Genomic DNA, 25979 nt, shown 5'->3' on the forward strand with positions numbered 1-25979 from the left:
AGACACAGTGAATCCCGAATACGCAAGCAATCTCGTCAACCGGCGCGACCTTAAACCGTATCTGAACGCCGATCAATTCGAATTCCGCGATTCAGTGAATCGTGTGCTGACGCGCCATGCGTCGCCGGAGTATGTCCGCCAGTGCGACGAAGAGAAGCGCTTCCCCGAGGAACTCGTGAAGGTGGCCGCGGAACAGGGCTGGTTCGGCATCACGCTGCCCGAGGAGTACGGCGGCGTCGGTGGCTATCTTGACATGGCCGCTTATCTCGAGATCGTCGCATATCACACCATTGCGCTTGCGCGCTTCTGGAATGCGAACGTGAACATGGTGGGCGGCGCGCTGGCTCGTTTCGCGCCGGACAATATCAAGGGCGAGGTGTTGCCGAAGCTCGCTGAAGGTCGCGCCTTTCTCGCCTTCGCCCTGAGCGAAAACGGCTCCGGCTCAGATGCTGCCTCGCTGACGACGCGCGGCGTGGCTGACGGAAACGACTTCATATTGGACGGCACCAAGATGTGGATTTCCGGCGCGATGCAGGCCGACTATATCTTGACCGCTGTGCGCACCAATCCAGAAGCGAAGAAGCACGACGGGATCAGCCTCTTTCTGGTACCTAAAGAATCAAGAGGCCTGACGATCAATCCGATCGACCTGCTCGGCGGCCACGCCATCCGCACCTGCGAAGTGGTGTACGACGGCGTCCGTGTTCCCGCAGAAATGATTGTGGGCGGCTTGCACGTGGGCTGGAAGAAACTCACCACGGTGCTGTCCAAGGAGCGCATCGCTTTGTCGGCGATGTGTGTGGGCGGCGCTCAGGCGGCGATCGATCTTGCACGCTGGTATGCGAACGATCGCAAGCAGTTTGGGCAGTCGATCATCGATTTCCAGGCGGTGTCGCACATGCTCGCCGACATGCAGACTCGCGTCGATGCTGCTCGCATGATGGCGTTTCGCGCGGCCAAACTGCTCGACGAAGGCGAAACGTGCGACGTCGAGTCGTCACAGGCGAAGTACCTGGCATCGGATACATACGTGCAGGTCGCCACTGACGGCATCCAGATCATGGGCGCCAATGGCTACTCCGCCGAATACGCGATGCAGCGCCATTACCGCGAAGCCAAGATGTTCCAGATCTTCGGTGGCACCAATCAAATCCAGCGCAACATCGTGGCGCGCGCGCTTAAATCGTAAGCGGAGACAGACGTGACGGCAGTTCAGACATTGGAAAAACTCGGCTTTGGCGTCGACTACGCGCAAGCCGACGTAGTCGTGGTTGGCGGTGGTGGCGCGGCTTCGCGTGCAGCGGTGTCGGCGGCACAGGCTGGTGCGAAGGTCCTCGTGCTGGCAAAGGCGCCGGTCGGGCAGGGCGGTAGCACCGTGCACGGCGCAAGCGAAATCATGAGCATGGGAGCGGCTGGCTATGGCAGCGCCGACGACAGCGCCACGGTGCATTACGAAGACACGATGCGTCCGGCGGGCGGCTTCATCGACCGCGAGCTGGTGCGCGTGCTGGCGGAGGACGCACCGAAGCGCATTGCCGACCTGATCAAGCTCGGTGTGCCGTTCGACCGGGTCAACGAGGGCTATAAACTCATCCGCAGCGACTTCGGCACGTATGCGCGTGCGCTGGGCGTGAAGGGGAAAACTGGCAAGGCCTTCGTGAGCGCGCTCGCGGACGAAGCGAGGAAGCTAGGAGTCGAGACGCGTCAGCCAGCGGCACTCATCGACCTTTTGCGTGATACAAGTGGGCGCGCAAGCGGCGTGGTCGCGATGGACCTTGCATCGCGGCGGCTGCTGGTGGTTTCCGCGAGCGCCGTTGTGCTTGGCACCGGCGGCGCGCACGGTCTGTTCTCGCAGCAGGTATCGACAGCGGAAATGACCGGTGACGGCCAGGCCATCTGCTTCCGCCATGGCGCCGAACTTGTGAACATGGAGTTTCACCAGTTCGGGCCGGCGATGGTGCACCCTTACGTGCAACTCTTCAGCAAGTCCTGCTTCATTCTGCATCCGAGGATGCTCAATCGCGACGGTCATGAGTTCCTGGCAGACTACCTACCGGCAAGCGTGACGCCTGAAGCCGCGATGGACGAGAAAGTGTTCCCGTTCACGATCTCGAATGAATCGCGCTACATCGATATCGCGATCGCGACGGAAATCGCTCAGGGCAGAGGTACGGAACGCGGTGCGGTGCACTTCTCGTTCGCCGATATTCCGGACGAGCGGTTGGCGGCCACCATTCCGAACACCCTGCGCTGGATGCGCGCGAAGGGACTCGACCCGAAGCGCGATCTGCTCGACGTCGGGATTGCGTTCCAATGCCTGAACGGTGGCGTGCGGATGACGAACACCGACGCGATGTCGACCATCGAGGGGCTGTTCGTAGTCGGGGAGCTCGCTGGTGGCGTGCGAGGCCCGGATCGCCCGGGCGGCAACTCGCTTGCCGAAGGTCAGGTTTTCGGACATCGCGCAGGCGTCGGCGCGGCCGCGTTTGCGCGCGACAGTGGTGCGCCGGGGAAGCCCGACGTAACGCCGCTCGCAACGCGCCTCGGAACAGCGCTAAAACCGAACGCCTCGTTCGACGCTCAACGTATCGCCGCCGATCTGCGCGCGGCGATGCAAGCGCATTGCCTCGTCGAGAAGACGGAGAGTGGTCTGAACATCGCGTTAGCCGCCGTTCGCGAGGCGCGCGCGCAGTTCGCGGCGGGTGGCGCTGCCTCGCCGCAGCAAGCGATCGATGCGTTGACGATCGACAACATGGCGACCACTGCCGAAGTCATCTTGCAGGCGTGTATCGAGCGGCGCGAGTCGCGCAGCAGCCACTACCGCACCGACTTTCCCGAGCGCGACGATGCCCGTTTCGGCCATGCGTTGACCATCACGCGTGGTGAGGCCGACCCGTTCAGTCTCGCCTTCGACGTGCTCGATTACCCGCGGGCCGAACTTACGGACGCATCGCATTTGCAGGCGGCACATCATGGATAAGAAACAAGTCGGCCCGTTGTCGGGTTACCGTATTCTCGATCTCACCGTCATGACCGCTGGTCCGGTCGGCACTGTGCTGCTTGCTGACCTCGGCGCGGACGTGGTTAAAGTCGAGGAGCCAATGGCGGGTGACCTCTCGCGCAAACTGGGCAATCAATTCGTCCAGGGCGAAAGCGTGCAGTTCCTATCGCAAAACCGCAACAAGCGCAGCATCCGCCTCGATCTGAAGTCGCCGAAAGGGCGTGATGCGTTTTTGCGCATGGCGGAGCAGGCGGATGTTGTCGTGGAGAACTTTCGGCCGGGCACGGTGGATCGGCTGGGCATCGGCTACGCGGCTGTCAAGGCGCGCAATCCTAAGATCGTCTACGCCAGCGTGTCGGCGTTCGGACAAAGCGGTCCCTACGCCGCATGGCCCGCCAACGATCCGATCGTGCAGGCAGTGGCCGGTCTCATGGACATGACCGGCGAAGCTGGCGGCAATCCAGTCCGGCTCGGTGCGCCGTTGCCGGACTTCGGCGCGGCGGCGCTGCTCGCGTTCGGGATATCGGCCGCGTTGCTACATCGCGAACGGCATGGCGAAGGCCAGCGCATTGATACGTCGCTGCTCTCAGCTGCGCTGTTCAGCACCATCCCGCGCGACGGCGAGACGCTGAGAAGCGGCAAAGCGCCGGAACGTCTCGGCAGCGGTCATCCAACGATGGTGCCGTACCGCAACTATCAGGGCTCCGATGGCCGTTATTTCTTTGCAGCCTGCTTCACCGAGAAATTCTGGCAGAACCTTTGCCGCGCGCTTGGCCGCGAAGAATTGCTGAGCGATGAACGCTTTATCGGCAACACCGCGCGAACTGCGAATCGACATGCACTCGACGTGATCCTCGAGGAGCAATTTCTGCTGCATACCGCGGAATATTGGGTAGCGCATCTTAGCGCCGCGGACGTGCCATGCGCGATCGTGCAGGACTATCACACCGCGCTGACGCAGGACCCGCAGATCTCGCACAACCATGCGGTTGTCGAGATCGAGCATCCGGTCGCGGGTAGGGTAACGAACATCGCGAGTCCGGTGAATTTTCACGGCAGCCCCGTTGCCTACCGCCGCCCGCCGCCTACGCTCGGACAACATACAGCTGAAGTACTTGCCGAATACGGCTTCGGCGAGGAGGAGATCGCTGCACTGGAAGGTCGTGAATTAGCCGCTGCCGGAGCGAAGTCATGAAATCGTACACAGCAGATTATGTGATCGTCGGCGCGGGGACGGCGGGCTGCGTGCTCGCGAACCGTCTGACCGAAGATCCAGCCATCAAGGTGATTCTGGTCGAGGCCGGCGAGCGCGATCGTCACCCGTTCATCCACGTGCCGGCAGGCTTCGTGCGATTGCTCGATCATCCCACTGTGACATGGCGCTATCGCACTGAGGCCGACGCCGGGACGAGTGGCCGTGCCATCCTGTTTCCACGCGGACGCGGGCTCGGCGGCTCCAGTGCCATCAACGGCCTGCTGTACGTGCGCCCGTTTGCGGAGGATATCGATAGCTGGGAGCAGTCGGGTGCGAATGGCTGGAACTTCAAAAACTGTCTGCCGTTTTACAGCCGCTCGGAAACGTGGACCGAGGGCAGCAGCCCGCAACGAGGCACGCACGGTCCTATCCAGGTCAGCCGCGTGAAGAACCCGCCGGAGATTTGCGGTGCGGTCGTCGAGGCCGCCCAGAGGACGGGTCTCGATTTCGTCGATGATCCGAACAGCGACACGCGCGGTCCGTCGATCTGGTACTACCAGCAAACGCGCGACGGACGTCGCCGGTCGAGCGCAGCGCGCGGTTATCTACGGCCGGCAATGGCGCGCCCGAACCTTACGGTAGTGACCGGCCTTCAGGTGTCTACGCTCGAGATGAACGGCACGCATGTGAGCGGCATCAATGGGACGACGGGCGCGGGCATTCCGGTGCAGATCCGCGCGACCCGCGAGGTGATTCTGAGCGCGGGTGTGGTCGGCACGCCGAGGCTGCTCGAAATGAGTGGCATCGGCGACAAGGCTGTGCTGGACAATGCAGGCGTTAAAACCCGGATCGCGTTGCCTGGCGTGGGCAACAATTTGCAGGACCACTATGTCGTTCGGCTCGGCTATAGAGTGCGCGGTGCCGGTACCGCGAACGAGCGCGCGCACGGACTTGCGCTCGCGCGCGAGATGATGCGCTACGTCGTGTCAGGGACCGGCGTATTGACCTATAGTGCGGCGCTCGTCGGCGGCTTTGCGCAGACGCGCCTCGCTACCCGTCCGGACGTGCAGTTCGTGATCGCGCCCGGCAGCTTTGCCGAGGGACGGATCGGCGTGCTCGAGTCGGAGCCCGGTGTCTCGTGCGGCGTCTGGCAGATGCGCCCGGAGAGCCGTGGACATGTGCACATCACCAGCAGCGAGATCACGGCAGCGCCGACCATTGCACCGTCATACCTGAGCAGTGAACTCGACCGCAACACGATGGTGGAAGGACTCAAGATTGGCCGGCGGATCTTCGCTCAACCCGAGGTCGCCCGTTATATCGTCGATGAAACCGTACCGGGCCGTCAGGCCGACACCGACGAAGCGCTATTGCAATACGTGCGTGACAATGGCTCGACTGTGTACCACGCGGTTGGCACGTGTCGGATGGGCGAGGACGAAATGAGCGTTGTCGATTCTGAAATGCGGGTGCGCGGAACGACAGGCCTGCGCGTCGTCGACGGCTCGGTGATGCCGTCGATAACCTCGACCAACACCAATGCGACGGTGCTCATGCTGGCTGAGCGCGCGGCAGACATGATCCGTTCGCCAATGGCGGCGCACGCGTCGTCGACGTATTCGAAGGAGACGGTATGAAAATCCTGGTGCCAGTCAAGAGAGTGGTCGATTACAACGTGAAGGTTCGAGTGAAGTCGGACGGCACGGGCGTCGACATTGCGAACGTAAAGATGTCGATGAATCCGTTCGACGAAATCGCGGTTGAAGAAGCGGTGCGTCTGAAAGAAGCCGGTGTGGCGACTGAAGTGATCGCGGTATCGGCCGGTGTCACGCAATCGCAGGAAACGCTGCGCACGGCGCTCGCCATCGGCGCGGACCGCGCGATCCTGATCGAGTCGTCGGAAGAACTGCAGCCGCTGGCGGTCGCCAAACTGCTCAAGGCGCTGGTCGACAAGGAGCAGCCGCAACTGGTGATTCTCGGCAAGCAGGCTATCGACGACGATTCGAACCAGACCGGTCAGATGCTTGCCGCACTGGCTAACCTGCCGCAGGCAACGTTCGCGTCGAAAGTGGTCGTGGCCGACGGCAAGGCAACCGTTTCGCGCGAAGTCGACGGCGGCGCCGAAACGCTGTCGCTAAAGCTGCCCGCAGTGGTCACCACCGACCTGCGCCTGAACGAGCCGCGCTATGTGACGCTGCCGAACATCATGAAGGCGAAGAAAAAGCCGCTCGAAACGATCAGGCCTGAAGACCTCGGCGTCGATGTCGCGCCGCGTCTGAAAACGCTGAAGGTTGTCGAGCCGCCGAAACGCTCCGCCGGTGTGAAGGTGCCGGATGTGAAGACGCTGGTCGAGAAGCTGAAGACCGAAGCCAAGGTGCTGTGAGCAGCGCACGGAGACGAATGAAATGACGAATCTGGTGAATCTTGTAATAGCAGAACACGACAACACGTCGATCAAGGGCGCTACGCTGAATACAATCGCAGCCGCGCAGAAGGTCGGCGGCGATATTCATGTGCTGGTCGCAGGTCAGAATGCGCAGGCTGCAGCGGATGCGGCGGCGAAGATCGCCGGTGTTTCCAAAGTGTTGCTGGCCGACGCGCCGCAACTGGCCGAAGGGCTCGCGGAAAACGTCGAAGCAACGGTGCTGAACATCGCGAAGGACTACTCGCACATCTTCGCGCCGGCCACCGCCTACGGCAAGAACATCGCACCGCGTATCGCAGCGAAACTCGACGTCGCGCAGATCAGCGATATCACCGCGGTCGATTCCCCCGACACATTCGAGCGCCCGATCTATGCGGGCAACGCCATCGCGACGGTGCAGTCGGCCGATCCGATCAAGGTCATTACCGTACGCACGACGGGCTTCGACGCAGTTGCAGCCGAAGGCGGCAACGCGACGGTGGAGAAGATCGAAGCAGCCGCGGACGCGGGCATCTCGCAGTTCGTCAGCCGTGAAGTGACGAAGCTGGATCGTCCGGAACTGACGTCGGCGAAGATCATCGTTTCGGGCGGGCGCGGCCTGGGCAACGGCGAGAACTACACCAAGGTTCTCGAGCCGCTGGCCGACAAGCTGAACGCGGCGCTGGGTGCATCGCGTGCAGCAGTGGACGCGGGCTTTGTGCCTAACGACTATCAGGTCGGCCAGACCGGCAAGATCGTCGCGCCGCAGCTGTATGTAGCGGTCGGCATCTCCGGGGCGATCCAGCATCTGGCGGGCATGAAGGACAGCAAGGTGATCGTCGCGATCAACAAGGACCCGGAAGCGCCGATTTTCAGCGTTGCCGATTATGGCCTTGTTGGCGATCTGTTCACGCTGGTGCCGGAACTTCGCGATGCACTGAAGTAGCTAAGCCCTCACCGCTTACACGACTAAGGTTGCGGCTAAGTGGGTTCATGACCCACTTGAGCTTGTAGGCATATCCAGCGGGGTAGTTCTCCAGTGTGTATTTACTTTCGGCGGATCGCGGCGAAATAAAATTGTTGTGAAGCTGCCGCTCGGGATGTGTCAAAAACTCCCCCTCGCGATTTCGGCCGGTCGCCCCGTCTTTTCGTCTCCCGAAGCGTCCTTTAACCACGGCAGAAAATTGAAGCTCGCCAATGGCCCAGCCCATGCCGTTAGCCACCGCGTGACGAGATCCCTCTCAACGTCTGACCCGGCATGCATGAGATGGTCGGTCGCGAGACGCAAGCGGTTCATCGCGTACTGCTTACGCGTGCGCTCCCGGCATCGGCTCGAGGCGTGTGTCTGCATCGCTGGTGTATGAGGGCCGTCACCAGCCAGCAATGATATGGCTGCATCCGTGTCGACCATCCGCATGCAGCGCACGGCACATGGCTATTTATTCCGCGTCGTGAAATCGGATGAAGGTCGAACTAATATCTGTTTATCGAAACCGTTTGCGCGAATGTCGATACATCGGTACGGCCGTAGGGAGGTAGAGCGTGCCTTTGACGCCGTGGGCGCTTTGGGCAGGTCGGACGTGATCGTCAAGTTCCTCCCAATCACCGGCCGGGCAAGAAACCTCAAGAGAGAACCGGCCTGCCAATATTGAGTTCGCGGACGTCACACATTGGTCGTGTTTTCGCTAATTCGAGTTCCCGTTCGCTTTCAGAATTCCGGCAGATCAGGCAGGATATGTCTGCGAAGCTGCAAAGCGTGACATCGATCCGAACAAAACGACGACTTTGGAGCGATCACATGCCACTGGCCAGAAGCGGAAGCCCGGGGCGCGCAATGGGCATAGCCGGGATTGCGGCCATTGCTGTGTCGGCGTGCACAAACGCACCGTCCATTGGCGTGCTCGGTGCGTACTTTCCAGACTGGCTGTTCTGTATTGCCGCGGGTGTTGTGCTCACGATCGTCATCTTTCTCGTTCTCAAGCGTCTACAAATCGACCATCTGCTGGGACCTTCAGCAGTCGTGTATCCCACTCTCGTCACTTTCATCGCACTCGCTGTTTGGCTGATGTTGTTTCAACATTGAATCTCCTTCAGGTGGATACAATGGCAACGAATGCCGGCAAGACAAAGAAGCAGGCATGGCCGGCCATCATACTGGTCGTGGTGACGTTGTTACTGCTGATTTTTGTCATACGTCAGTTGGACCGCGAGCCACGCACCGACGACGCCTATGTCTACGCGGATACGATCGACGTCGTGCCCGAGGTGAATGGGCGCATCGTCGAGCTGGCGGTGCGCGACAACCAGGCAGTGAAGCAGGGCGATCTACTGTTTCGCATCGATCCGCGACCGTATCAGGATGCGCTGGCACGGGGCAAGGCATCCCTCGTCGCGCTCGACCGTCAGATCGAGCTGACCCAGCGCACGGTCAATGCGCAGCAGTACAACGCGCAGTCGGTGCGCGCGGTTGTCGAGCGTGCACGAGCCGCCGCGACCCAGGCGTCTGACACGCTGCGACGTATGGAGCCGCTGCTGTCACATGGTTACGTATCCGCGGAGGAGGTCGACCGCGCACGCGCCGCTCAACGCGCAACGCAGGCCGAACTCAGCGCCGCGCAACTGCAGGCGCAGCAGGCGGCAGCAGCTGTAAGCGGCGTCGACGCGCTGGTCGCGCAACGTGCCGCTGTCATGGCGGAAATCGCGATCGCCGACTTGAACCTCGAATATGCGACGGTGCGAGCACCGTTCGACGGACGCATCGTGTCGTTGAAGAGTTCGACGGGGCAGTTCGCGTCGGTGCTCAAACCCGTCTTCACGCTGATCGACACGCGCCACTGGTACGTGGTTGCGAACTTTCGCGAGACGGAACTCAAGGACATCCGTACGGGCACACCCGCCACGGTTTACCTGATGAGCGATACGGGCCAGCGCTTCCAGGGGACCGTCGATTCGATCAGCTACGGCGTCGCGCCCGATGAAGGCGGCTTGGCCTTGCCGGGGGGGTTGCCGCGAATTCAACGCACGCTTAACTGGGTGCACGTGGCGCAGCGTTTCCCGGTGAAGATCCGCGTCGACAAGCCGAACCCCGAACTCTTTCGCGTCGGGACATCGGCGGTGGCTGTGCTGCACCCCGGGCGCGGCGACGACGGCGAAGCCCGTTGAGGAGCGTCCATGGCCGCCGCCGAATACCTGCTCGCCATGCCCGTATTGCTGCGCAATACCGGCGATTTCCTGAAGCGCGAGCTTGCTCCATTTCCTGGGCGGCTCAACGTGATGTTGCGCTGCGTGCTGACGAGCGCGATCGTGATCGTCGCGTCGATGACGCTTGAAGTACCCGAACTCGCGCTGTCGCTGCTGGTGGTGTTTTACGTCACGCAGTCGAACGTGGTGCTCACGCGGCTGGTTGGACTGATGTTCATGATCGGGTCGACACTCGCCATCGGTCTGTCAATCCTGCTGCTGAAGTTCACCTTCGACTACCCGTTGCTGCGCATCGTCATCGCGAGCCTGCTGTTTTTTTGCAGCGTGTACCTGCTTCGCGTGCTCAGGATCGGCGTCGTGTTCTTCATCGTCGCGATCGTTGTGATCTACGTGCAGAGCTTCGTGGACCGGACCGATCAGGCGGAGCTCCTGATCCGGGCCGTGTTATGGGTGTGGGTTGCCGTCAACTATCCGATCGCGCTGACGCTCGTGGTCAACACGCTGCTGCTGCCTGCCGAGCCTCAACTGCAACTCAAGGCGGAAATCCATCGGCAACTGACGGCGCTGCAAACGCGCCTCACGCAACTGATCGACGGCACGACGCATACTCCGCCGATCACGCTGGCGGCCGTCCAGCGAGACGCGGTGACGCTGCAAAAGCTGCTGCGATTCACGACGATGCGCGATGCCCACTATCGCGAGCATCAGGCGTTGCAACTGGCGTGCATCGCGACCGTATCGCGCCTTTATCGCGGCGCGAGTGAACTGCCGCCTGACTGGCAGGGAGCGACAGCCGGGCAACTGGCTGCGTTGCGCGAGCTGCGCGTCAACTGCCGCGCGCTCGACGAGGCGGTAATGTCAGGCGAGCCGTATCGTTACATGAGCACGGCAACACCTGAAGAACGGGCTGCCGCCGACGCGATTCCCGCCGCAGGCGAGTTGCAACGGGCGCTGCGCGCATTCGCCGATCGGGTTGCAAGCGATGCCGAACCCGGCAAGCCGCCCGCGAGCGAGCCCATGGTCGCGCCGGACGCATGGACCAATCCAGCGTACATGCGCTTTTCGCTGAAGACGCTGCTTGCGGTGCTGGTCTGCTACGTGTTCTACAACGCCGTGGACTGGCAGGGCATTCACACGATCATGCTGACCTGTCTGATCGTCGCGCTGCCGAGCCTCGGCGCATCGACGCAACGTGCGTTGCTGCGGCTGGCGGGAGCCGCCGTCGGCAGTGCGCTGGCGCTTTTCATGGTCGTGTTCGTCGTTCCGCATCTGGAGGATATCGTCGGTTTGCTGCTGATGGCGCTGCCCGTTGCCGCGTTTGCGGCGTGGATCTCGGCAGGTTCGGAGCGCATCAGCTACGTCGGCGTTCAGCTGATGTTCACCTTCTCGCTCGCGTTGCTCGATCAGTTCAGCCCCACCACGAACCTCACTGATATCCGCGACCGGATGGTCGGCATTCTGCTGGGTGTCGGCGTGGCGACCTTCGTGCAGATGTCGTTCTGGCGCGAGGGCGAGGGCGACGTGCTGCGGCAGAAACTCGCCACGATGCTGCGTGCCATTGCCGCGCAATTGCGTGTTTTCCAGGCGGGCGCCGACCAACAGGATCCGTTGAGCGATGCGCAGCGGCAGTTGCAGGCGTGGGCCGTGCTGGCCGATGTCGAAGCGACGCTGTCGCGCGTCGCGCTCGAGCCCGCCTGGCAGGAAGGGGAGCAGGGCGAGCTTACGCTGCGCGCGCAAACTGTTCTCGCGCAGGGCCGCGAGATCATGCTCGCTGGCGATGCGTTGCGCAGCACGCTCGCGGCGCAAGCGGGATCGTCAAGCCCGAACACTGTCGACGCAGTGCGCATGGCCCAGAAACAGGTCTGCGTCGAACTCAACCGGTATGCGGATGAGCTTGCGGCCAACCCACCCGATGCGCAGGCACCGCGGCGCATTGAGATCGCTGCGCCAGCCATCGAACCGGCCGACAAGCCGCTCTTCGACGCCGCACAAGACTTGTCGCGGCAGGTCGCGGGGCTGCCAGACTGGCGCGTCGAGGCAGCCGTCGCGCCGCCGCCATCACAGGCCATACGCACATGAATACGCGAACGGGTTTGCGTGGTTGGCGATGGCGTCGATGCTTCTTATGCGTCGCGTGGTTGTCGTCGGTGCTGCCGGGTTGCGCACTGATTCATCATAACGGCACGCCCTATGCCGAGATCGCGCCCGAGCAGATCAATCTTGCTGATGACATCCACCTCGCGCGCGATGGCTGGCCCTCCGCCCGCTGGTGGACGCGCTATCACGATGTGCAGCTTGACGCGCTGATCGAGCAGGCGCTGAGCGACGCGCCGACCATGGTGATTGCGCGCACACGCGTCGCGCAGGCCAGGTCGGATGTCGAGCTTGTCAGGACGGGATCGAGCCTTCAGATGGTCGCGCTGGCGTCGCTGGATCGCGAACATGTATCGGCGAACGGCTTTCTCGGCCCATTTGCGATGAACGTACCGGCGCTGGGGCTGACAGGCCCTTGGTACACCGAGGGCATCGTCGGAGTGGGCGCAAGTCTGGACGTCGACATCTGGGGCAAGCAGCGCGCGCAGATCGCGGCGTCGGTCGGCGTGAGCAATGCGCGGCTGGCCGAGACGTCCGCTGTCGAACTCGAAATCTCGACCGACGTCGCGCAGCTTTACTACGGCATCCAGACGACTTATCAACTCATCGATCTGCTGAACGAGTTGCACGAGGTAGCGGTGTTCACAGTGCAGGCGCACGAAGCACGCGCGGCGCGCGGCCTCGAAGCCAGGACCCGGCTCGAAGAAGCCCGCGCGCAGCAACTGGGCATCGAACGGCAGATCGTCTCGGCGCAAGCGCAGATCAGGCAGTTGCGCGAATCATTGCGCGCGCTGATCGGCGCGGGCCCCGATGGCCTGCCCGTCATCAATCCCGTTGCGTTGCCGCGCTCGCAGGCGGCCCTGCCGGCGACGCTCTCTTATGAACTGCTAGCCCGGCGGCCCGATTTGCAGGCCATGCGCTGGTATGTCGAGGCATCGTTCCACCGGATCGACGCGGCCAGGGCGGCATTCTATCCAAGCTTCGACATCAAGGCTTTCTTCGGCTTCAACGCGTTGCACCTTGCCGACCTGTTCACGCATGCGAGCCAGCAGATCAACCTGATTCCGGGCCTGACTCTGCCGATCTTCGATGGCGGCCGGCTCAACGCGAATCTGAGCGGTGCACGCGAGGGCAGCAACCTGTTGATCGAGCAGTACAACCAGGCTGTTCTGAACGCGGTGCGGGATGTCGCGCAGACGGGCAGCCGTCTGCAGGCCCTCGATGCGGAGGCGCAGTTGCAGAAGCAGCGGATCGAATTCGTTGCGTTCGCGCGAGACAGCGTCGAAGCTCACTATCAGCGAGGGTTGGCGAGCCGAGTGGCGGCGCTCGAGGCACGTCAGCCGGTGATCGCGGAACAGGTCGCGCTGCTCACGCTCAACGGTCAGATGCTCGGTGAGGAGATCGCACTGACGAAGGCGCTCGGCGGCGGCTATCGCGCCGATCCACCTGTCGAACTCACGCCGCGTTGAACGGGGCGTGAGCAGGTTTCAGAACTGCTGCGCGCGCAGCGACTCGAATTCCGCGCGGCACACTTCGCCAAAGTTGCCGAGGATGTCGATCGAGCCGTCCGCGATCATCTGACGCAACTCGACAAAGGTCTTGTCCGGCGCGAGGTAAGTGTCGACGATCTTGCGTCCGATAAGATCGGCTTCATCCGCGACTTTACGCGACGACTGGACCCGCATGCGGCTGATCTTCGCATAGAGGTTGGCGAGTGCATGCAGGTCCGGCTCGCCGTGTTGCAGCGCGTCAACGTAGCACTTCGTCGCTTCTTCGATGAACTCCTTGTAGAGTTCCTGCCGGCGGACGCGGTCATGCGCCAACCATTCCGCGCGAACCTGGGTGCGCTGGGTCAGCCATGAAGCAAGAACCGAAGTCAGGCCGCCAATCGCAGCGCCGACAAGTGCCGCCAGAGCCGAAATAACCGATGCGTTCACGGAGCTATCCTCACATTGCCATTCGCGGCCATTCATATTAGTGCTCGTGCGTGCTTTCAGGTTGGCATATGGATACGTGAGCAAAAGATAACTAAGCCGAAGCAAAGGTATTTCGTCTCTATCTGGGAAGCACGAAGAGAGCCATTGATGTCTCAGCATGTGACCGTCCGGCCTCGGAGCGCTCGATGCATTCGACCATCATGGCAAAGTCGGCCCTTGTCGCATTCCGCGCGATCAGTCGGGGCATCAGGGCCGGACGTTCAGGTATCTGAGGCTGAGGAAAGCGTAACAAATCACCGCGGCGGTAAGACCAAGCAGGATGTAACCGGTTCTGGGCAATAGCAGGGCAAACCCGGCCAACACGAAGACGACCAGGGTGTTGACGACCAGTTGGGGACGCAGCTCGGGACGCTCCATAAAATAGCCGTACTGCTTGCCAATGAAAAAGCAGACCGCGCCGATGACCGACAATACGCGGAAATCGGATACCACCATGTCGTCCAGGGTGGCGTGCCGGATCAGGCTGGCTAGAATCGACAGGCCGATGAAGACGAAAAAGTGCGAGTACAGGACCGAATGGCCGGTCGTGATCTTCTGTTTGGTCAGCAGGTGAAAGCTGTCAAAGTAGACCCACCAGATGCCCGATATCATCACGAAGCCGGTGGCGGCGGTCAGCAGCCTCTCCACAGTCCAGCTGATGTTGGCCAGTCCCGTGGACAGGCTGCTAACGGACTCTCCGAGCAGGATGATCGTGAGCAGGCCCACACGCTCGATCAGGTGTTCGGTATGCACTGGGATGACCTCGAGACGACGCGGCAAAAAAAAGATGAATACAACCAGATCGAACAGTATTCCAAGGTAAAACACGACATATCGCTGTGGCGCCGGGAACAGGATCGAAGCGAGGCTGATGGTGGTGCCGGCGACGATCACCCAGCCAACTGCCGTTGTGAGTCCCTCGCTTTTCTTGTGCCGGTATTTCGACACGAAATACATCATGGCGATGATGTATTTCGAACCCACGTAGCAGACGACGATGGCCTCAAAGCTGGCCAGGAATCGTCGGTCGATCAGGCCTGAGATGATAATCAGCAGGAACATGATGAACAGGGTTGCCAGCCGATGCTTCCGGTCATCGGCATCGAACCGATTGGCATACATGGTGTGGCTGGCCCAGATCCACCACAAAGGTATGAAAATCAGGACGAATTTCCAGAACTGGAGTGGGTCGAGATGACCCTCGCGCGTGTGGCTCAAGATATGCGTTACGTCAGCGATCGCCACCGCAAAAATCAGGTCGAAGAACGCCTCGAGCCAAGTGGTATGGCGATTGGACTCGAAATACTTTATGTTGTGCATATCGCCTCATTGTCGTGCTTGCGCCGGGGACACGTCGGGTGCCGGGACTCTCACGCTGTGCCGGGTGCCGTTTTGAGGCGTGCGGCCTTGGACCTGCTGGGTGTGTCAACTTGTTTAAAGGCACGCAGGCGAAAGTTCTTGCGATAGGGATAACTAAGTTATACGCCAAGGCGATCTAGGATCGGATTGTCAGTTATGTGGGGGCAGAATCGGGACTTATGTGGTTGCGCTCGATGTCGGTCGACGCCAACTCGCGATGTTGAAGGGGATCATTGGTGTCCAACTTTGGACGAGGCCCAGCAAGATGCTGAGCAAGGGTATGGTGTCGAGCCGACCGCATGGCAGGCCATGCCGGACGAGAAAGATGAACTTTACCAACTTAGTGTGATGCCGATCACCGGACACTCCTACGACAGGGATAGTGCAAAATGGGTCGCATCCAATAGCACCGATTATTCTCCAAAATCGGGGCGCTAAGTCAGGCGGCGGTCGGCCAGTTACGGTCATTTGCTGGCTGGTTGGCCCAGGCACTCAATCGTCGGCTCTACTCAGCAAGCGGTCATTCGGCACTGATATCTTCAGGCGGCGAATGGTCGCTTCGAAGAATGCATCGGACCGAAGAGTCCAGTGTCCTCCGCGGGCGCTAATCACCGCCGCCCGCGACTTCCCAACGGCCTGGTTGCGGCATCTTCTATTTTGGAGGTCGACAGAGGCGGCCCCCGTCACGCGAACAATCGCGAGGCCGCACTAAAGCTTTTGAAACGTCGGGCTTCTACGCAAGGGCCAACCGCTTTTTACGGAATGAGGTCGCCTCCACCATGTATGTCCCTAGGCCGCCCGAACTCAACGTAACGAACGTCTTGCCGACAGCCGGGAGCCGTCGCGCAGTCGGTCGAGCGCGTTGGATCGACGAGCTTGATCTCGTAACCCAGGGTGCTAAACAGGCCGCTCGAGTTTCCAACCCTACGGAGCGACAGGTAGTCACCCGAACGTGTACAGCGTCCCTTTACTGCACCGCCGGATGCGTCGTCGCAACCCGTTGTTCCTGCCGTGTTGAGAGAGAAGGTCACGTCACTGGAGGTGGTTATCCAGACCACGAAGTCGCCGAGGAATCCGACGGCATGATTCAGGTAGAATTTGTCTCCGCCCCCCCACATCAACGAAATAGCGACTTCCGATGTCGTGGAGTTGGCAGCAAGCGCAGGATAGGCGTAAGCGTTGTTTGAGTTCCAGACCTCAAGCTCGCTGGTGACATCGAAGCTGCTATCGCTCAGTTTTGCGATGATCACATACGGCTGGGCGAACGTTGTGTCGCGCGCTGCCGTCCAGGCGAACCACAACTCGCCCGGTCGATGAACTGCGCTGGTGATGTTATCCCCCTTCGGTCGCGGAGCGTACCAATACTGGCCGTCCGGGGCCTTCGAAGTGTAGTCCGCACTCGCGTAACTATTGTGCGGCTTTGGCGCGCTCCAGAAATAGCGGTTCGATCCATCTGCCCAACTGAACACTCGCAAGTGACTATTGTCGTCATGGCCCGCCCAATACATCGTGCCTGTCGCATTTTGAGCCAGGTGAGAAGCTACCGCTGACTTTGCATTTTTTGGAGCGGTGAAATCCCAGGTCACAATATTGCCGGCGGGAAGCTGCAAGTCTTTGTAGGAGATGCGCATGACCACAAGGCCGCCCGCTGTCACATCGTCCACTGACGCGTAGAGGTAGCCATCCGACGTCGACAGATCAGGATAGTCCAGCCAATCACTGCCCAATCCGAGAAAGTTTGAAGTGACATCGAACCATGTCCAGGCCGTGTTGAAGTTGGCGGCAACATCGGCGGGTCTCGCCCAGGCTATCCGCAACCGGTTCCCACCGGTCGGCTTTCCTGCCGAATCTTTGGGCTGGTTAGTCTGAATCAGCCAGACCAAACGATCGATGCTCGGCATGTAGTGAACCACTTGATCGCAGCAGTACCCGCCGTCCGGCTGATCGCCGAATACGGTTGAGAAATTGGAAACGGTCGTAAAAGTTGATCCACCGTCAGTTGAGTACTTGAGGTACAGGTTCGCGGTAGCCAGGACCAGATTCGATGAAGTTCCAGACCCAACGGCGCTCGGGTCCGGTGGGAAACGATCTGCAATTCCGTTCGCGTTGGTGTTGACGATGAAGCCTACCGCTCCGTCAGGTGATGTCCCCGGATAAGACGTTAATTGCAGCGCTTTTGGGCCGGTGTCGGTGGCCGTATGGGGGAACAGAAAGCTTGGGGATCCGATCGGCGTCGGTGCGCGGTCTTCATTGCTCTCAGTTTGCGGCGGCTGTGGCAGTAGCGGATACGGCCCCTGCGTTGCATGGGTGGGACCACGGTTGCTAGAGGAAGTGTCCGAACCCGGTGCGGGCGGCGGTAATTGCACATCAACTACAAAATGAAATTCGTGATCATGCTCGCCCTTACCCCTTTCGTCCCTATCGTCCCTATCTTTTCCATTCTCTCGCCGCTCGTCGCGATTATTGCCGTGATGCGCCCCGCCGGCAGTTCGACCACCATATTGCCCTTCGATGAGCACCTTGTAGGTTTTTGCTGGGTCGAGCTTCCGCACAATGAAGCTCAGATTAAGTACTCCCCGCTCGCCCGACGCAATGGTGCCGAGCGATACAGGCAAACGAGCCGGGCTCTGGAGATATCCGCCCAGGAGTACGACGCTACGAATCACGACATTATCAGCGTCCGTATCGCCAAAATTTTTGATAGGAAGCGCGACAAGCAGTACCGTGCTGTTCTGTATCGCGGCACCCGGTAACGTAGGACTTAGGGAAACGCTTGCAAATACGTGGGTGCTCCAGATCAGCAGGATGAATGCTAATCTTCTCGAAAGCTGCGCAATGGGAACTGACATCGTGTTCATTGCGATCTCTCCTCTCATAATCCCCCGAGAGCATGCGCGCATGCTTTTATTGGTTGCGCAACGCAATGCTTAAAGCAAAAAATCTACGCCGCAAAGCTTGACCGGATCGCGCGCAACCGAAGCCAGGCCTTAGGTCCAAACAGCAGAACCGATGCTTCCGAATATTCAGTAGTGCGTTTCAGTTCCCCCTTGCTGAAATACGTAAGCTACACGTTAGGCGAGACTAACGAAAACGCAAGCCAGTGAGTCGTCGTGCACGCGCCAAAATGCTGGCGGCGCCGGCCACGCGCACTGCTGTGATTGACTTTTGATTGGGAATATTTGCGCGGATCTCTGCAGTCTTTGGTGCCCGGCTGGCGCGCAAGAAGGCTGGCAGTTTTTTCCTTTGCCGTGTGAAGCCATCGAGCGCGTCCTTGATCCGACGTTGCGGACGACGGCATGTCCTGCACAACGAGCCAGCGGTCCAGACCAGTACGGTGGCGTCTCCTTCGCCCCTGAGAACGCCTGCGAATCTCGCGGCGAGTTTCTATTTGGTTCCAATCACCATTGAATCGGGGCCGGCAAGTGGCTCGACGCGTACCTGTGTAAAGCCGACTTGCTGCATCCATTCGCGACACTGCGCACCGGTATAGTCGAAACCGCCTGGTGTCTCGATAAGCATGTTCAGGCTCATCAGCAGGCCAAAGGCATTGCGCCTGCGGTCATCGTCAATTACCGCGTCGTAGACGATCAGGCAACCGCCGGGCGGGAGCGACGCATAGCACTTCGCGAGAAGCTCGAGCTTCTGCCCGAGATCCCAGTCGTGGAGGATGTGTCCCATCACGAGCACATCGGCCGCCGGACAGGAATCCCTGAAGAAGTCGCCCGGATAGAAATTTAGCCGCTCCTGAAGGCCGTGCGATGCTACGTATTCTTCAAACACAGGGCCCACTATGGGCAGATCGAAGCCGCCGCCGCGCAAGTGGGGATGGGCGAGCGCGACCTGTACAGGTAAGGCGCCTTGGGCGGCGCCGATGTCAATGAAAGACTTGTAGTTTTGCCACGGGAATTGTTGCGCAATCGCCTTGGCCGCGCCCAGGCTGACCCCGCTCATCGCCCGGAGAAAACAACGTAGTTTCTGTTCGTCGCTATACATGGCATCGAAGGGATTGCCGCCCCCTTTCGCCTCGTTCTGGGGCAGCCCCGTGCGGAGGGCTTCCGTCAAAGAGCCCCAGAACGGATACAGGCGCGCGTTGGCCATTTCCAGCAACCCACCTACGTAGCTGGGCTTGGCCATGTCCAGAAAGAGCCCGGCGTCTGGCGTATTGCGGTACTTGCCGTCTTCGCGTTCCAGCAGATTCAATGCGACCAGCGCGTCAAGAAAATCAAGGGCCGATCTCGGATGCAGTCCGAGAGCCTCACTGAGCTCCGCAGCGTCGCGAGGTCCGGTCGCGAGGCACGAGAACACACCGAGTTCGACTGCGGACAATAAGGTTTTGGACGCCCAGAACCCCATGCCCAGCTGAAGCAGCCGTTCAGGGGACGGTTCCTGTTGGCGCGGATTGTTAGCGCCAGGCTCCTGTCGAACCATGCTGGATGTGCTTTCCATCATTGCTCCCGGGGGACGTGTGAAGAAGCATCAGACAGGATGGTAGGCGAAACGAAAGTTTTCGAGCGTTCGCTACCGTACAGACGGTTTGCACGTCGCGCCATCAATGCGAATGCCCGATCAATTCCGTGTTTCCAAGCCTGGTCAAGCGTGTCTTAGTCCGCCGCATTCCGTTTCCCTGCAGCGCGGCGAGGGGATACTCGTGCGCAAAATAGTATGTGGATGCGCCGGAATGCGTTCAAAGGCCTGACTGCGCAGGTAAGCGCCGACGACGTGCGGCGTTGATTCACCGTTTCTCTCGAACCACATTAAGACCGGGCGGCGTGCGATCTAAAACAGCACGTCCGCCCGCCTCGAACAACAGCAGCGAACCCAGTCAGCACTCGACCAGTGCCTTCACGACGGTCCGCCCAGGCTCCATCAACTTGGGAAACTCGGTAGGCACGTCGGCCAGGCTCATGCGGTCAGTATTGAGCGCCTTGTCGGGAATGCGGCCTGCGCGCATCGCTTCAAGAACCGTCTCGAAGTCTTCGGCGGTCGCATTGCGGCTGCCGAGCAAGGTCGCTTCGCGCTTATGAAACTCCGGATCCGAAAACGTGATCTGGCCCGGCACGATTGAAATCAGCACGTACTTGCCGCCGTGGGCGATGAACTCAAAGCCGCGGTTCATTGCATTGACGTTGCCGGTTGCATCGAACACTACGTCGAAGAACTCGCCGTCCGTGAGCGCCGCAAGTTCTTGCACGTCGTTCGGACCGATCTGAACTGTCGAAACGGCAATGTGCTCGCGGCAGAACGCAAGACGATCCGCGCGCGTGTCCAGGCACGAGACCCGCCCGCCGCGCAGGTTCGCAAACAGCATGGCCGCCATGCCGATCGGCCCCGCGCCCACGACGAGAACCCGCTGACCGGCCGACACGTCGGCGCGCCGGACCGCGTGTGCGCCGATCGCGAGAAACTCGAGCATCGCCGCCTGGTCGAGTGTCACGCCGTCGGCCTTGTGCACGAACTGCGCGGGTACCGACAGATATTCAGTCAACGCGCCGTCACGATGCACGCCGAGAACCTTGATGTTGACGCAGCAATTGGTTTTCCCCTGCCTGCAGGCAATGCACTGTCCACACGACAGGTAGGGCATCACATAGACGGCGTCGCCGGGCGCGACGTGCGCGCCGGGGTCCGCCTCGGCGACGATGGCCGATAGTTCATGTCCCATCACCCGCGGGTATTGCAGGTAAGGCTGATTCCCCGAGTAGATGTGCATGTCCGTGCCGCAAATACCCACGCGGCTAACGCGCAAAAGTACTTCGCCGTCTGCGCGGCGAGGTGGTTCGCGGTCTTCGCGGCGCAGCACGCCGGGCGATTCACAAATGACGCTGAGCATTGGCATCCTTTATTGGGCTTGTCGATCGCCGGACGGCTGATCGGTTGTGAAGAAACGGCGGGCCTCGGGAACCGGAGCCGATCCGGCTATCAGCCCTTCGTGCTGCAAGGCCTGCCACAGCTCTGGCGGAACTGGCGTTTCAAGCCATGCGATGTTCTTTTGCAACTGCTCGATACTGCGCGCACCGACCACGCACGACACGACAGCCGGGTGGGCCAACGGAAACTGGAGAGCCGCTGCAGCGAGCGGAACCTCGAACTTCGCGCAGGCGTCGGCAAGACGCGCGACTTTCCGTGCCACTTCGGGCGGCGCGTCGGTGTAGTTGAACTTGCCGTTGCCCACGAGCACGCCGGAATTGAATACGCCGCCAGCGACGATCCGCACGCCGTTGCTCACACACTGGTCGAGTAATGGCGAGAGCGCTTCCTGTTCGAGCAGCGTATAGCGGCCCGCCAGCATGACGAGGTCGAGATCCGCTTCCTGCATCGAATCGACTGCGACCTGCCATTCGTTCACGCCGAGTCCGATCGCGGAAACGGCGTGCGAGTCGCGCAGTTCCGCGAGAGCCCGAAAGCCGCCGCCACGTGTCAGCTGTTCCCAGTAGCGTGAATGCGCATCGCCGTGCGTCGCCGCGCCGATGTCGTGAACATAGAGGATGTCGATCGTCTGCATGCCGAGACGTTGCTGGCTATCCTCGTACGAGCGCATGATGCCGTCGAACGTATAGTCGAAACGAGGCCGGAAGGGCAGGGGTTGCGCCCAGTTGTCATCGCCTGGCAGCACCGTGTCGTCGGGCCGCATGAGCCGCCCGACCTTGGTGCTCAGTACGTAGCGTTCGCGCTCGCGCATCTGCAGCGATTGTCCGACGCGCCGTTCCGAAAGCGTATAGCCGTAGAACGGCGCAGTGTCGAAGTAGCGGATACCGGCGTCCCACGCCCACTCGAGGAGCGCATTGGCCTCGGCGGTCGACATGGGCTTGTAGAGGCCGCCCAGTTGCGAGCAACCGAGGCCGAGTGTGGTCATCGCCAGCCCGCTTCGTGGCAGCGCTTGAGTTGCAAAAGCTTTCATGGAGGCGTGTCTGAATGGAGAAGATGCCGGCGAACGGCTTCTAAAAACCGCTGCGCCGGCCCGTTCGTCAATAGAGAACGTTCTTTGCTTCGGACGAGTCGAGGTTCTGTTTCTCGACCATCATGACGCCCGTGTCGACCTGCTTCGAAACGGGCTTGCGTTCAATGACGTTGACGAGGGTCTGGATGCCCTTGTAGCCCATCTGATAAGAGCTTTGAACCGCAATGGCCTGAATCGTGCCGTCACGAACGAAGCCTTGCAGGTCCTGATTGCCGTCGAAGCCGATTGCAATGACCTTGCCGCCTTTTCCGGACTGCTGAAGAGCGCGTCCCATCCCCACGGCGGTCGGCTCGTTCGCGCCGAATATGCCCTTCAGGTCGGGATTGGCGGACAGCACGTCGGTCGTCTGATTCAGAGCGTTCGCCATCTGCGACTGCGAGTAGAACGGACCCACCAGTTGCAGCTTCGAATGGGCCGCGATGTACTTGCGGAAGCCGCCGACACGGCCCACTTCCGAGCCTGCACCCGGCACGTACGACATGACCGCCACCTTGCCGGTCTGCCCAACCCGGTCGATCATGGCCTTCGCGCAGAGTTCGCCGGCTTTCACGTTGTCGGTAGAGAGGAACGACTGGTAGTACTGCTTGCCGGCATCGGACACCGTCGAGTCGATCAGCACGACAGGGATATGGGCTTCCCACGCTTTCTTCATGGCGGGAACGAGCGCATCGGGGTCGGACGGCGCCAGTACGATGCCCGCGACATGCCGGTTCACTGCATTCTCGACCATGTTGACTTCATCGGCGATGGCGGATTCGGCTGCGGGACCCTGGAAGGTCATCGTGTAGCCCTTCGCATCGGCCATCGCGGCGGTCGCGCCTTTCTGCACGTTCTGCCAGTAGTTGGAGTTCGCCGTCTTCACGATTACTGCAATTTCGCCGCCCGCCGCCTGCGCATACGCGCTGAACATTGCACACATTGCTGCGGCCGCAGCCAGCACGGATACCTTTTTCATGTCTCGCTCCTTGATTGTGGTCTGGACTTCGTCTTCTGATTACAACTTCCGGTTTCGGAGTTGGTCGATCCATACAGTGCCGAGAATCACGACACCGATGATGATCTGCTGGATAAAGCTCGATACACCGTTCATGTTCAGGCCGTTGCGCAGCACGCCGATCACGAATGCGCCGATGGCGGTGCCGGAGATCGTGCCGACGCCGCCCATCAATGACGTGCCGCCGATCACCGCGCTTGCGATGGCGTCGAGTTCGTACATCACGCCTTCGTTCGGCTGGGCGGTGACGAGGCGCGACATCAGCACGCAACCGGTAGCGCCGGCCAGCAATCCGGACAGCACATAGGTGAAGAGCTTGACGCCCTGCACGTTGACGCCGGAAAGCCGCGCGGCTTCTGCGTTCGACCCGACCGCGTAGATGTGACGGCCGAGCGAGGTTCGCGACAGCAGAACAGAAACCGCCACGAATAGAATCACCATGATGACGACGGGATAGGGAATGCCTGGGAAGACCGTGTCGGGAAAGCCGTCAGCGCCGATATGCGAGACCTTGAAGAGCGCGCCGTTGCCCAGTTCGCCAAAGGCGTCGCCGAGCCCGGAGACGGGTCTTGCGCCGGTGATCTGCAGCGCGAGACCGCGAGCGACCAGCATCATGCCCAAGGTTGCGATGAACGGAGGCAGCCCCATGCGCGTCACGCAGATGCCGTTGACCCAGCCGCAGGCGGCACCGACGAGCATGCCGCCCGCCATCGCGACGGGTACCGGTACGCCGGCCTTGACGAGCAGGGCGGCCGCAACACCCGCCAGCGCCAGCACCGATCCGACCGACAGATCGATGCCGCCGGTGATGATGACGCACGTTGCGGCCACGCCGAGATACGCAATGGACGTGACCTGCAGCGCAACCGTCATCAGGTTGCCGACAGAGAAAAATGCAGCGCTGGTGAGCGAAAATGCGACGATCAGTACTACGAGGCTACCCAGCGCGGCGAATTTCTGTATCAGATCGCGACGGCGCTGTCGTGCCTGTTTGTCCAGGGCCTGCGTGCGGCCCGATGTAATTTCAAGCATGACTTCTCCCGGATGCGTAGTGCAAGATCTCCTCCTGACTGGTCTGTCTGGTCTCGAGTACTGCGGTAATGAGCCCCTCGTGAAACACGGCGATGCGATCGGTCATGCCGAGCAGTTCGGGCAACTCGGAACTGATCAGGACAACGCCGACTCCGTCCGCGGCCAGCCGGTCCATCAGCTTGTAAATGGCGTACTTCGCACCGACGTCGATGCCTCGCGTCGGCTCATCGAAAAAGAGGATGCGCGAGCCGCGGTACAACCATTTGCTGATAACGATCTTCTGCTGGTTGCCGCCAGAAAGATTCCTTGCGATCTGCTTCACCGTCGGTGTACGGATCGCGAGTTCGCGAACGTAGCGCTCGGCAATAGCCGTCTCTTCCGAAAAACGCAGGAAGCCACGCGACGATATAGCGCGGACATTAGACAGCGTGATGTTTGCGGCCACCGGCATCGACAGTGCAAGACCGTCTTTCTTCCGGTCCTCCGACAGGTAGGCGATCCCGTGGCGGATAGCCTCGCGCGGCGAGCGGATCGTCACGGGCGTGTCGCCCAGCTGGATCGAGCCGGAGTCGAGCCGCTCTGCGCCGAAGATCGCGCGGGCAACCTCGGTGCGCCCCGCGCCCATCAGGCCCGCGAAACCGAGAATCTCGCCCTTGCGCAGGTCGAACGAGAGCGGGCCGAACGTGTCAGTCCGCTGCAGATCGCGCACCCGCATCAGGACCTGTTCCGTCGGAACCGACTCGCGTGGCGGATAGGCGTCGTCGAGCGCGCGTCCCACCATCCGGGCCACGATTTCGTTGATAGTGGTCGATGCGAAATCGCTCGTTGCGATATGGCGGCCGTCGCGCAACACGGTGACGCGATCCACGATCTCCGCCATCTCGTCGAGCCGATGCGAGATGTAAAGAATCGCTACGCCGTCGGCGCGCAGTTCGCGGATGATGCGAAAAAGTTGAACCGTTTCCGATTCGGTCAGCGATGACGTGGGCTCGTCCATGATGAGCACACGTGCATCCAGCGATAGCGCCTTTGCGATCTCCACCATCTGCTGCTGCGCAATCGAGAGGGCGCCGACCAATGTGGTTGGCGACACGTTCAGCCCGATGCGCTGCAGGCAGCGCTGCGCGTTGGCATTCAGCGTGCGGTAGTCGACGAACGGGCCGCGCTTGGGTTCGCGCGCAAGGTAGATGTTCTCCGCGACCGACAGGTGCGGCACCAGGTTCAACTCCTGGTGGATGATCGCGATGCCTGCAGCCTGCGCGTCCGAGGTGGAGGCGAACTGCACCGGCTTGCCCTCGTAGCAAATGACGCCGTCATCCGCGTGATATTGGCCGCTGATGATTTTCATCAGCGTCGATTTGCCCGCGCCGTTCTCTCCGCAGACGGCGTGTACCTCTCCGGAGCGCAGATCGAGATCGATGCCATCGAGCGCCACGACACCGGGGAATCGCTTGCTTACACCCTTGAGTTGCAGGATTTCCCGAGGTGCCGGCACATCGGGCTCACGGCCCGGCCTCCGCTGCGTGGTCGCTTCTGTCAATCCCGTCTCCAATATGTTCAGAACTTCACCGTTCGACCCGTCGAAGCCGGGCTAGCGGTCAGTCCAATTTGGGCAGATTAAAACGCACAAACGGCTGTTTGGTCAAGCCAATGTAGAATTTCAGAACTGTTCATTCCAGTAGGGAAAACCCCGGCGGCGACTCTGTCTGCTGGCCCGCCGAGGCCATCAGGCCCCATGCTAGACTTTGCTGCGGTCCGTTTCGCG

The 25979-nt window shown here is 61.0% G+C and carries 19 protein-coding genes; 10 read left to right on the forward strand and 9 right to left on the reverse strand.

Annotated features, from left to right (window positions below; genetic code table 11):
* Nucleotides 1-7: 7 nt before the first annotated feature.
* The 10 genes from H281_RS0117330 (at nucleotide 8) to H281_RS0117380 (ending at nucleotide 13364) form a co-directional block, all read left to right on the forward strand.
* Nucleotides 8-1189, forward strand: a complete 1182-nt coding sequence (locus tag H281_RS0117330) for an acyl-CoA dehydrogenase family protein (protein ID WP_020068407.1) — start codon at nucleotides 8-10, stop codon at nucleotides 1187-1189.
* A 12-nt stretch (nucleotides 1190-1201) separates the two neighbouring features.
* Nucleotides 1202-2980 carry an FAD-binding protein gene (locus H281_RS0117335; RefSeq protein ID WP_020068408.1) on the forward strand — a complete coding sequence of 593 codons (1779 nt, stop codon included), beginning with the start codon at nucleotides 1202-1204 and terminating at the stop codon, nucleotides 2978-2980.
* A complete protein-coding gene (locus tag H281_RS0117340) occupies nucleotides 2973-4196 on the forward strand; it encodes a CaiB/BaiF CoA transferase family protein (protein ID WP_020068409.1) in 1224 nt (407 codons plus the stop codon). The genes H281_RS0117335 and H281_RS0117340 overlap by 8 nt, the downstream gene beginning before the upstream one ends.
* Complete coding sequence (locus H281_RS0117345) at nucleotides 4193-5833, forward strand: GMC family oxidoreductase (RefSeq protein WP_020068410.1); 1641 nt, start codon at nucleotides 4193-4195, stop codon at nucleotides 5831-5833. Before H281_RS0117340 ends, H281_RS0117345 begins: the two co-directional genes overlap by 4 nt.
* Nucleotides 5830-6579, forward strand: a complete 750-nt coding sequence (locus H281_RS0117350; RefSeq protein ID WP_020068411.1) for an electron transfer flavoprotein subunit beta/FixA family protein — start codon at nucleotides 5830-5832, stop codon at nucleotides 6577-6579. The genes H281_RS0117345 and H281_RS0117350 overlap by 4 nt, the downstream gene beginning before the upstream one ends.
* A 31-nt stretch (nucleotides 6580-6610) precedes the next feature.
* Nucleotides 6611-7546 carry an electron transfer flavoprotein subunit alpha/FixB family protein gene (locus H281_RS0117355; RefSeq protein ID WP_027804697.1) on the forward strand — a complete coding sequence of 312 codons (936 nt, stop codon included), beginning with the start codon at nucleotides 6611-6613 and terminating at the stop codon, nucleotides 7544-7546.
* A gap of 852 nt (nucleotides 7547-8398) precedes the next feature.
* Nucleotides 8399-8683 carry a YtcA family lipoprotein gene (locus tag H281_RS0117365; RefSeq protein WP_123282682.1) on the forward strand — a complete coding sequence of 95 codons (285 nt, stop codon included), beginning with the start codon at nucleotides 8399-8401 and terminating at the stop codon, nucleotides 8681-8683.
* Between the two features lie 20 nt (nucleotides 8684-8703).
* A complete protein-coding gene (gene mdtN, locus H281_RS0117370) occupies nucleotides 8704-9762 on the forward strand; it encodes a multidrug transporter subunit MdtN (protein ID WP_020068415.1) in 1059 nt (352 codons plus the stop codon).
* A gap of 9 nt (nucleotides 9763-9771) precedes the next feature.
* Nucleotides 9772-11880, forward strand: a complete 2109-nt coding sequence (locus H281_RS0117375) for an FUSC family protein (protein WP_020068416.1) — start codon at nucleotides 9772-9774, stop codon at nucleotides 11878-11880.
* The gene (locus H281_RS0117380) at nucleotides 11877-13364 is read left to right on the forward strand and encodes an MdtP family multidrug efflux transporter outer membrane subunit (protein WP_027804698.1); all 1488 of its coding nucleotides are present in this window, start codon (nucleotides 11877-11879) and stop codon (nucleotides 13362-13364) included. The genes H281_RS0117375 and H281_RS0117380 overlap by 4 nt, the downstream gene beginning before the upstream one ends.
* A gap of 18 nt (nucleotides 13365-13382) precedes the next feature.
* On the opposite strand, the gene H281_RS0117385 is transcribed toward H281_RS0117380, so the two are convergent.
* From H281_RS0117385 to H281_RS0117430, 9 genes are all read right to left on the reverse strand, one after another.
* The gene (locus H281_RS0117385; protein ID WP_033379603.1) at nucleotides 13383-13832 is read right to left on the reverse strand and encodes a hypothetical protein; all 450 of its coding nucleotides are present in this window, start codon (nucleotides 13830-13832) and stop codon (nucleotides 13383-13385) included.
* 246 nt (nucleotides 13833-14078) lie between these two features.
* Nucleotides 14079-15191: a low temperature requirement protein A gene (locus tag H281_RS0117390; RefSeq protein ID WP_020068419.1), complete on the reverse strand. Its 1113-nt coding sequence runs from the start codon at nucleotides 15189-15191 to the stop codon at nucleotides 14079-14081.
* A 794-nt stretch (nucleotides 15192-15985) separates the two neighbouring features.
* Nucleotides 15986-18088 carry a hypothetical protein gene (locus tag H281_RS36880; RefSeq protein WP_164701902.1) on the reverse strand — a complete coding sequence of 701 codons (2103 nt, stop codon included), beginning with the start codon at nucleotides 18086-18088 and terminating at the stop codon, nucleotides 15986-15988.
* A 526-nt stretch (nucleotides 18089-18614) separates the two neighbouring features.
* Nucleotides 18615-19658 (reverse strand): methyltransferase, encoded by a 1044-nt coding sequence (locus H281_RS0117405; RefSeq protein WP_020068422.1) that lies wholly within the window; start codon nucleotides 19656-19658, stop codon nucleotides 18615-18617.
* A 394-nt stretch (nucleotides 19659-20052) separates the two neighbouring features.
* Nucleotides 20053-21060, reverse strand: coding sequence for a zinc-binding alcohol dehydrogenase family protein (locus tag H281_RS0117410; RefSeq protein ID WP_020068423.1), 1008 nt, complete (start codon nucleotides 21058-21060; stop codon nucleotides 20053-20055).
* A gap of 9 nt (nucleotides 21061-21069) precedes the next feature.
* A complete protein-coding gene (locus H281_RS0117415; protein ID WP_051120986.1) occupies nucleotides 21070-22128 on the reverse strand; it encodes an aldo/keto reductase in 1059 nt (352 codons plus the stop codon).
* Between the two features lie 67 nt (nucleotides 22129-22195).
* Nucleotides 22196-23143 carry an ABC transporter substrate-binding protein gene (locus tag H281_RS0117420; RefSeq protein ID WP_020068425.1) on the reverse strand — a complete coding sequence of 316 codons (948 nt, stop codon included), beginning with the start codon at nucleotides 23141-23143 and terminating at the stop codon, nucleotides 22196-22198.
* 39 nt (nucleotides 23144-23182) lie between these two features.
* Nucleotides 23183-24214: an ABC transporter permease gene (locus H281_RS0117425; RefSeq protein WP_020068426.1), complete on the reverse strand. Its 1032-nt coding sequence runs from the start codon at nucleotides 24212-24214 to the stop codon at nucleotides 23183-23185.
* The gene (locus tag H281_RS0117430; RefSeq protein ID WP_027804701.1) at nucleotides 24207-25754 is read right to left on the reverse strand and encodes a sugar ABC transporter ATP-binding protein; all 1548 of its coding nucleotides are present in this window, start codon (nucleotides 25752-25754) and stop codon (nucleotides 24207-24209) included. Before H281_RS0117430 ends, H281_RS0117425 begins: the two co-directional genes overlap by 8 nt.
* Between the last annotated feature and the right edge of the window lie 225 nt (nucleotides 25755-25979).

It is taken from the genome of Paraburkholderia caledonica, from assembly GCF_000383275.1.
Lineage (GTDB): Bacteria > Pseudomonadota > Gammaproteobacteria > Burkholderiales > Burkholderiaceae > Paraburkholderia > Paraburkholderia caledonica.

Excerpts from the sequence above, each read along its gene's own strand:
- H281_RS36880 (WP_164701902.1), bottom strand. The coding sequence starts at position 18,088 with ATGAACACGATGTCAGTTCCCATTGCGCAGCTTTCGAGAAGATTAGCA.
- H281_RS0117405 (WP_020068422.1), bottom strand. The coding sequence starts at position 19,658 with ATGGTTCGACAGGAGCCTGGCGCTAACAATCCGCGCCAACAGGAACCG.
- H281_RS0117345 (WP_020068410.1), top strand. The coding sequence starts at position 4,193 with ATGAAATCGTACACAGCAGATTATGTGATCGTCGGCGCGGGGACGGCG.
- H281_RS0117380 (WP_027804698.1), top strand. The coding sequence starts at position 11,877 with ATGAATACGCGAACGGGTTTGCGTGGTTGGCGATGGCGTCGATGCTTC.
- H281_RS0117375 (WP_020068416.1), top strand. The coding sequence starts at position 9,772 with ATGGCCGCCGCCGAATACCTGCTCGCCATGCCCGTATTGCTGCGCAAT.
- mdtN (WP_020068415.1), top strand. The coding sequence starts at position 8,704 with ATGGCAACGAATGCCGGCAAGACAAAGAAGCAGGCATGGCCGGCCATC.
- H281_RS0117340 (WP_020068409.1), top strand. The coding sequence starts at position 2,973 with ATGGATAAGAAACAAGTCGGCCCGTTGTCGGGTTACCGTATTCTCGAT.
- H281_RS0117365 (WP_123282682.1), top strand. The coding sequence starts at position 8,399 with ATGCCACTGGCCAGAAGCGGAAGCCCGGGGCGCGCAATGGGCATAGCC.
- H281_RS0117425 (WP_020068426.1), bottom strand. The coding sequence starts at position 24,214 with ATGCTTGAAATTACATCGGGCCGCACGCAGGCCCTGGACAAACAGGCA.
- H281_RS0117410 (WP_020068423.1), bottom strand. The coding sequence starts at position 21,060 with ATGCTCAGCGTCATTTGTGAATCGCCCGGCGTGCTGCGCCGCGAAGAC.
- H281_RS0117390 (WP_020068419.1), bottom strand. The coding sequence starts at position 15,191 with ATGCACAACATAAAGTATTTCGAGTCCAATCGCCATACCACTTGGCTC.
- H281_RS0117415 (WP_051120986.1), bottom strand. The coding sequence starts at position 22,128 with ATGAAAGCTTTTGCAACTCAAGCGCTGCCACGAAGCGGGCTGGCGATG.
- H281_RS0117350 (WP_020068411.1), top strand. The coding sequence starts at position 5,830 with ATGAAAATCCTGGTGCCAGTCAAGAGAGTGGTCGATTACAACGTGAAG.
- H281_RS0117420 (WP_020068425.1), bottom strand. The coding sequence starts at position 23,143 with ATGAAAAAGGTATCCGTGCTGGCTGCGGCCGCAGCAATGTGTGCAATG.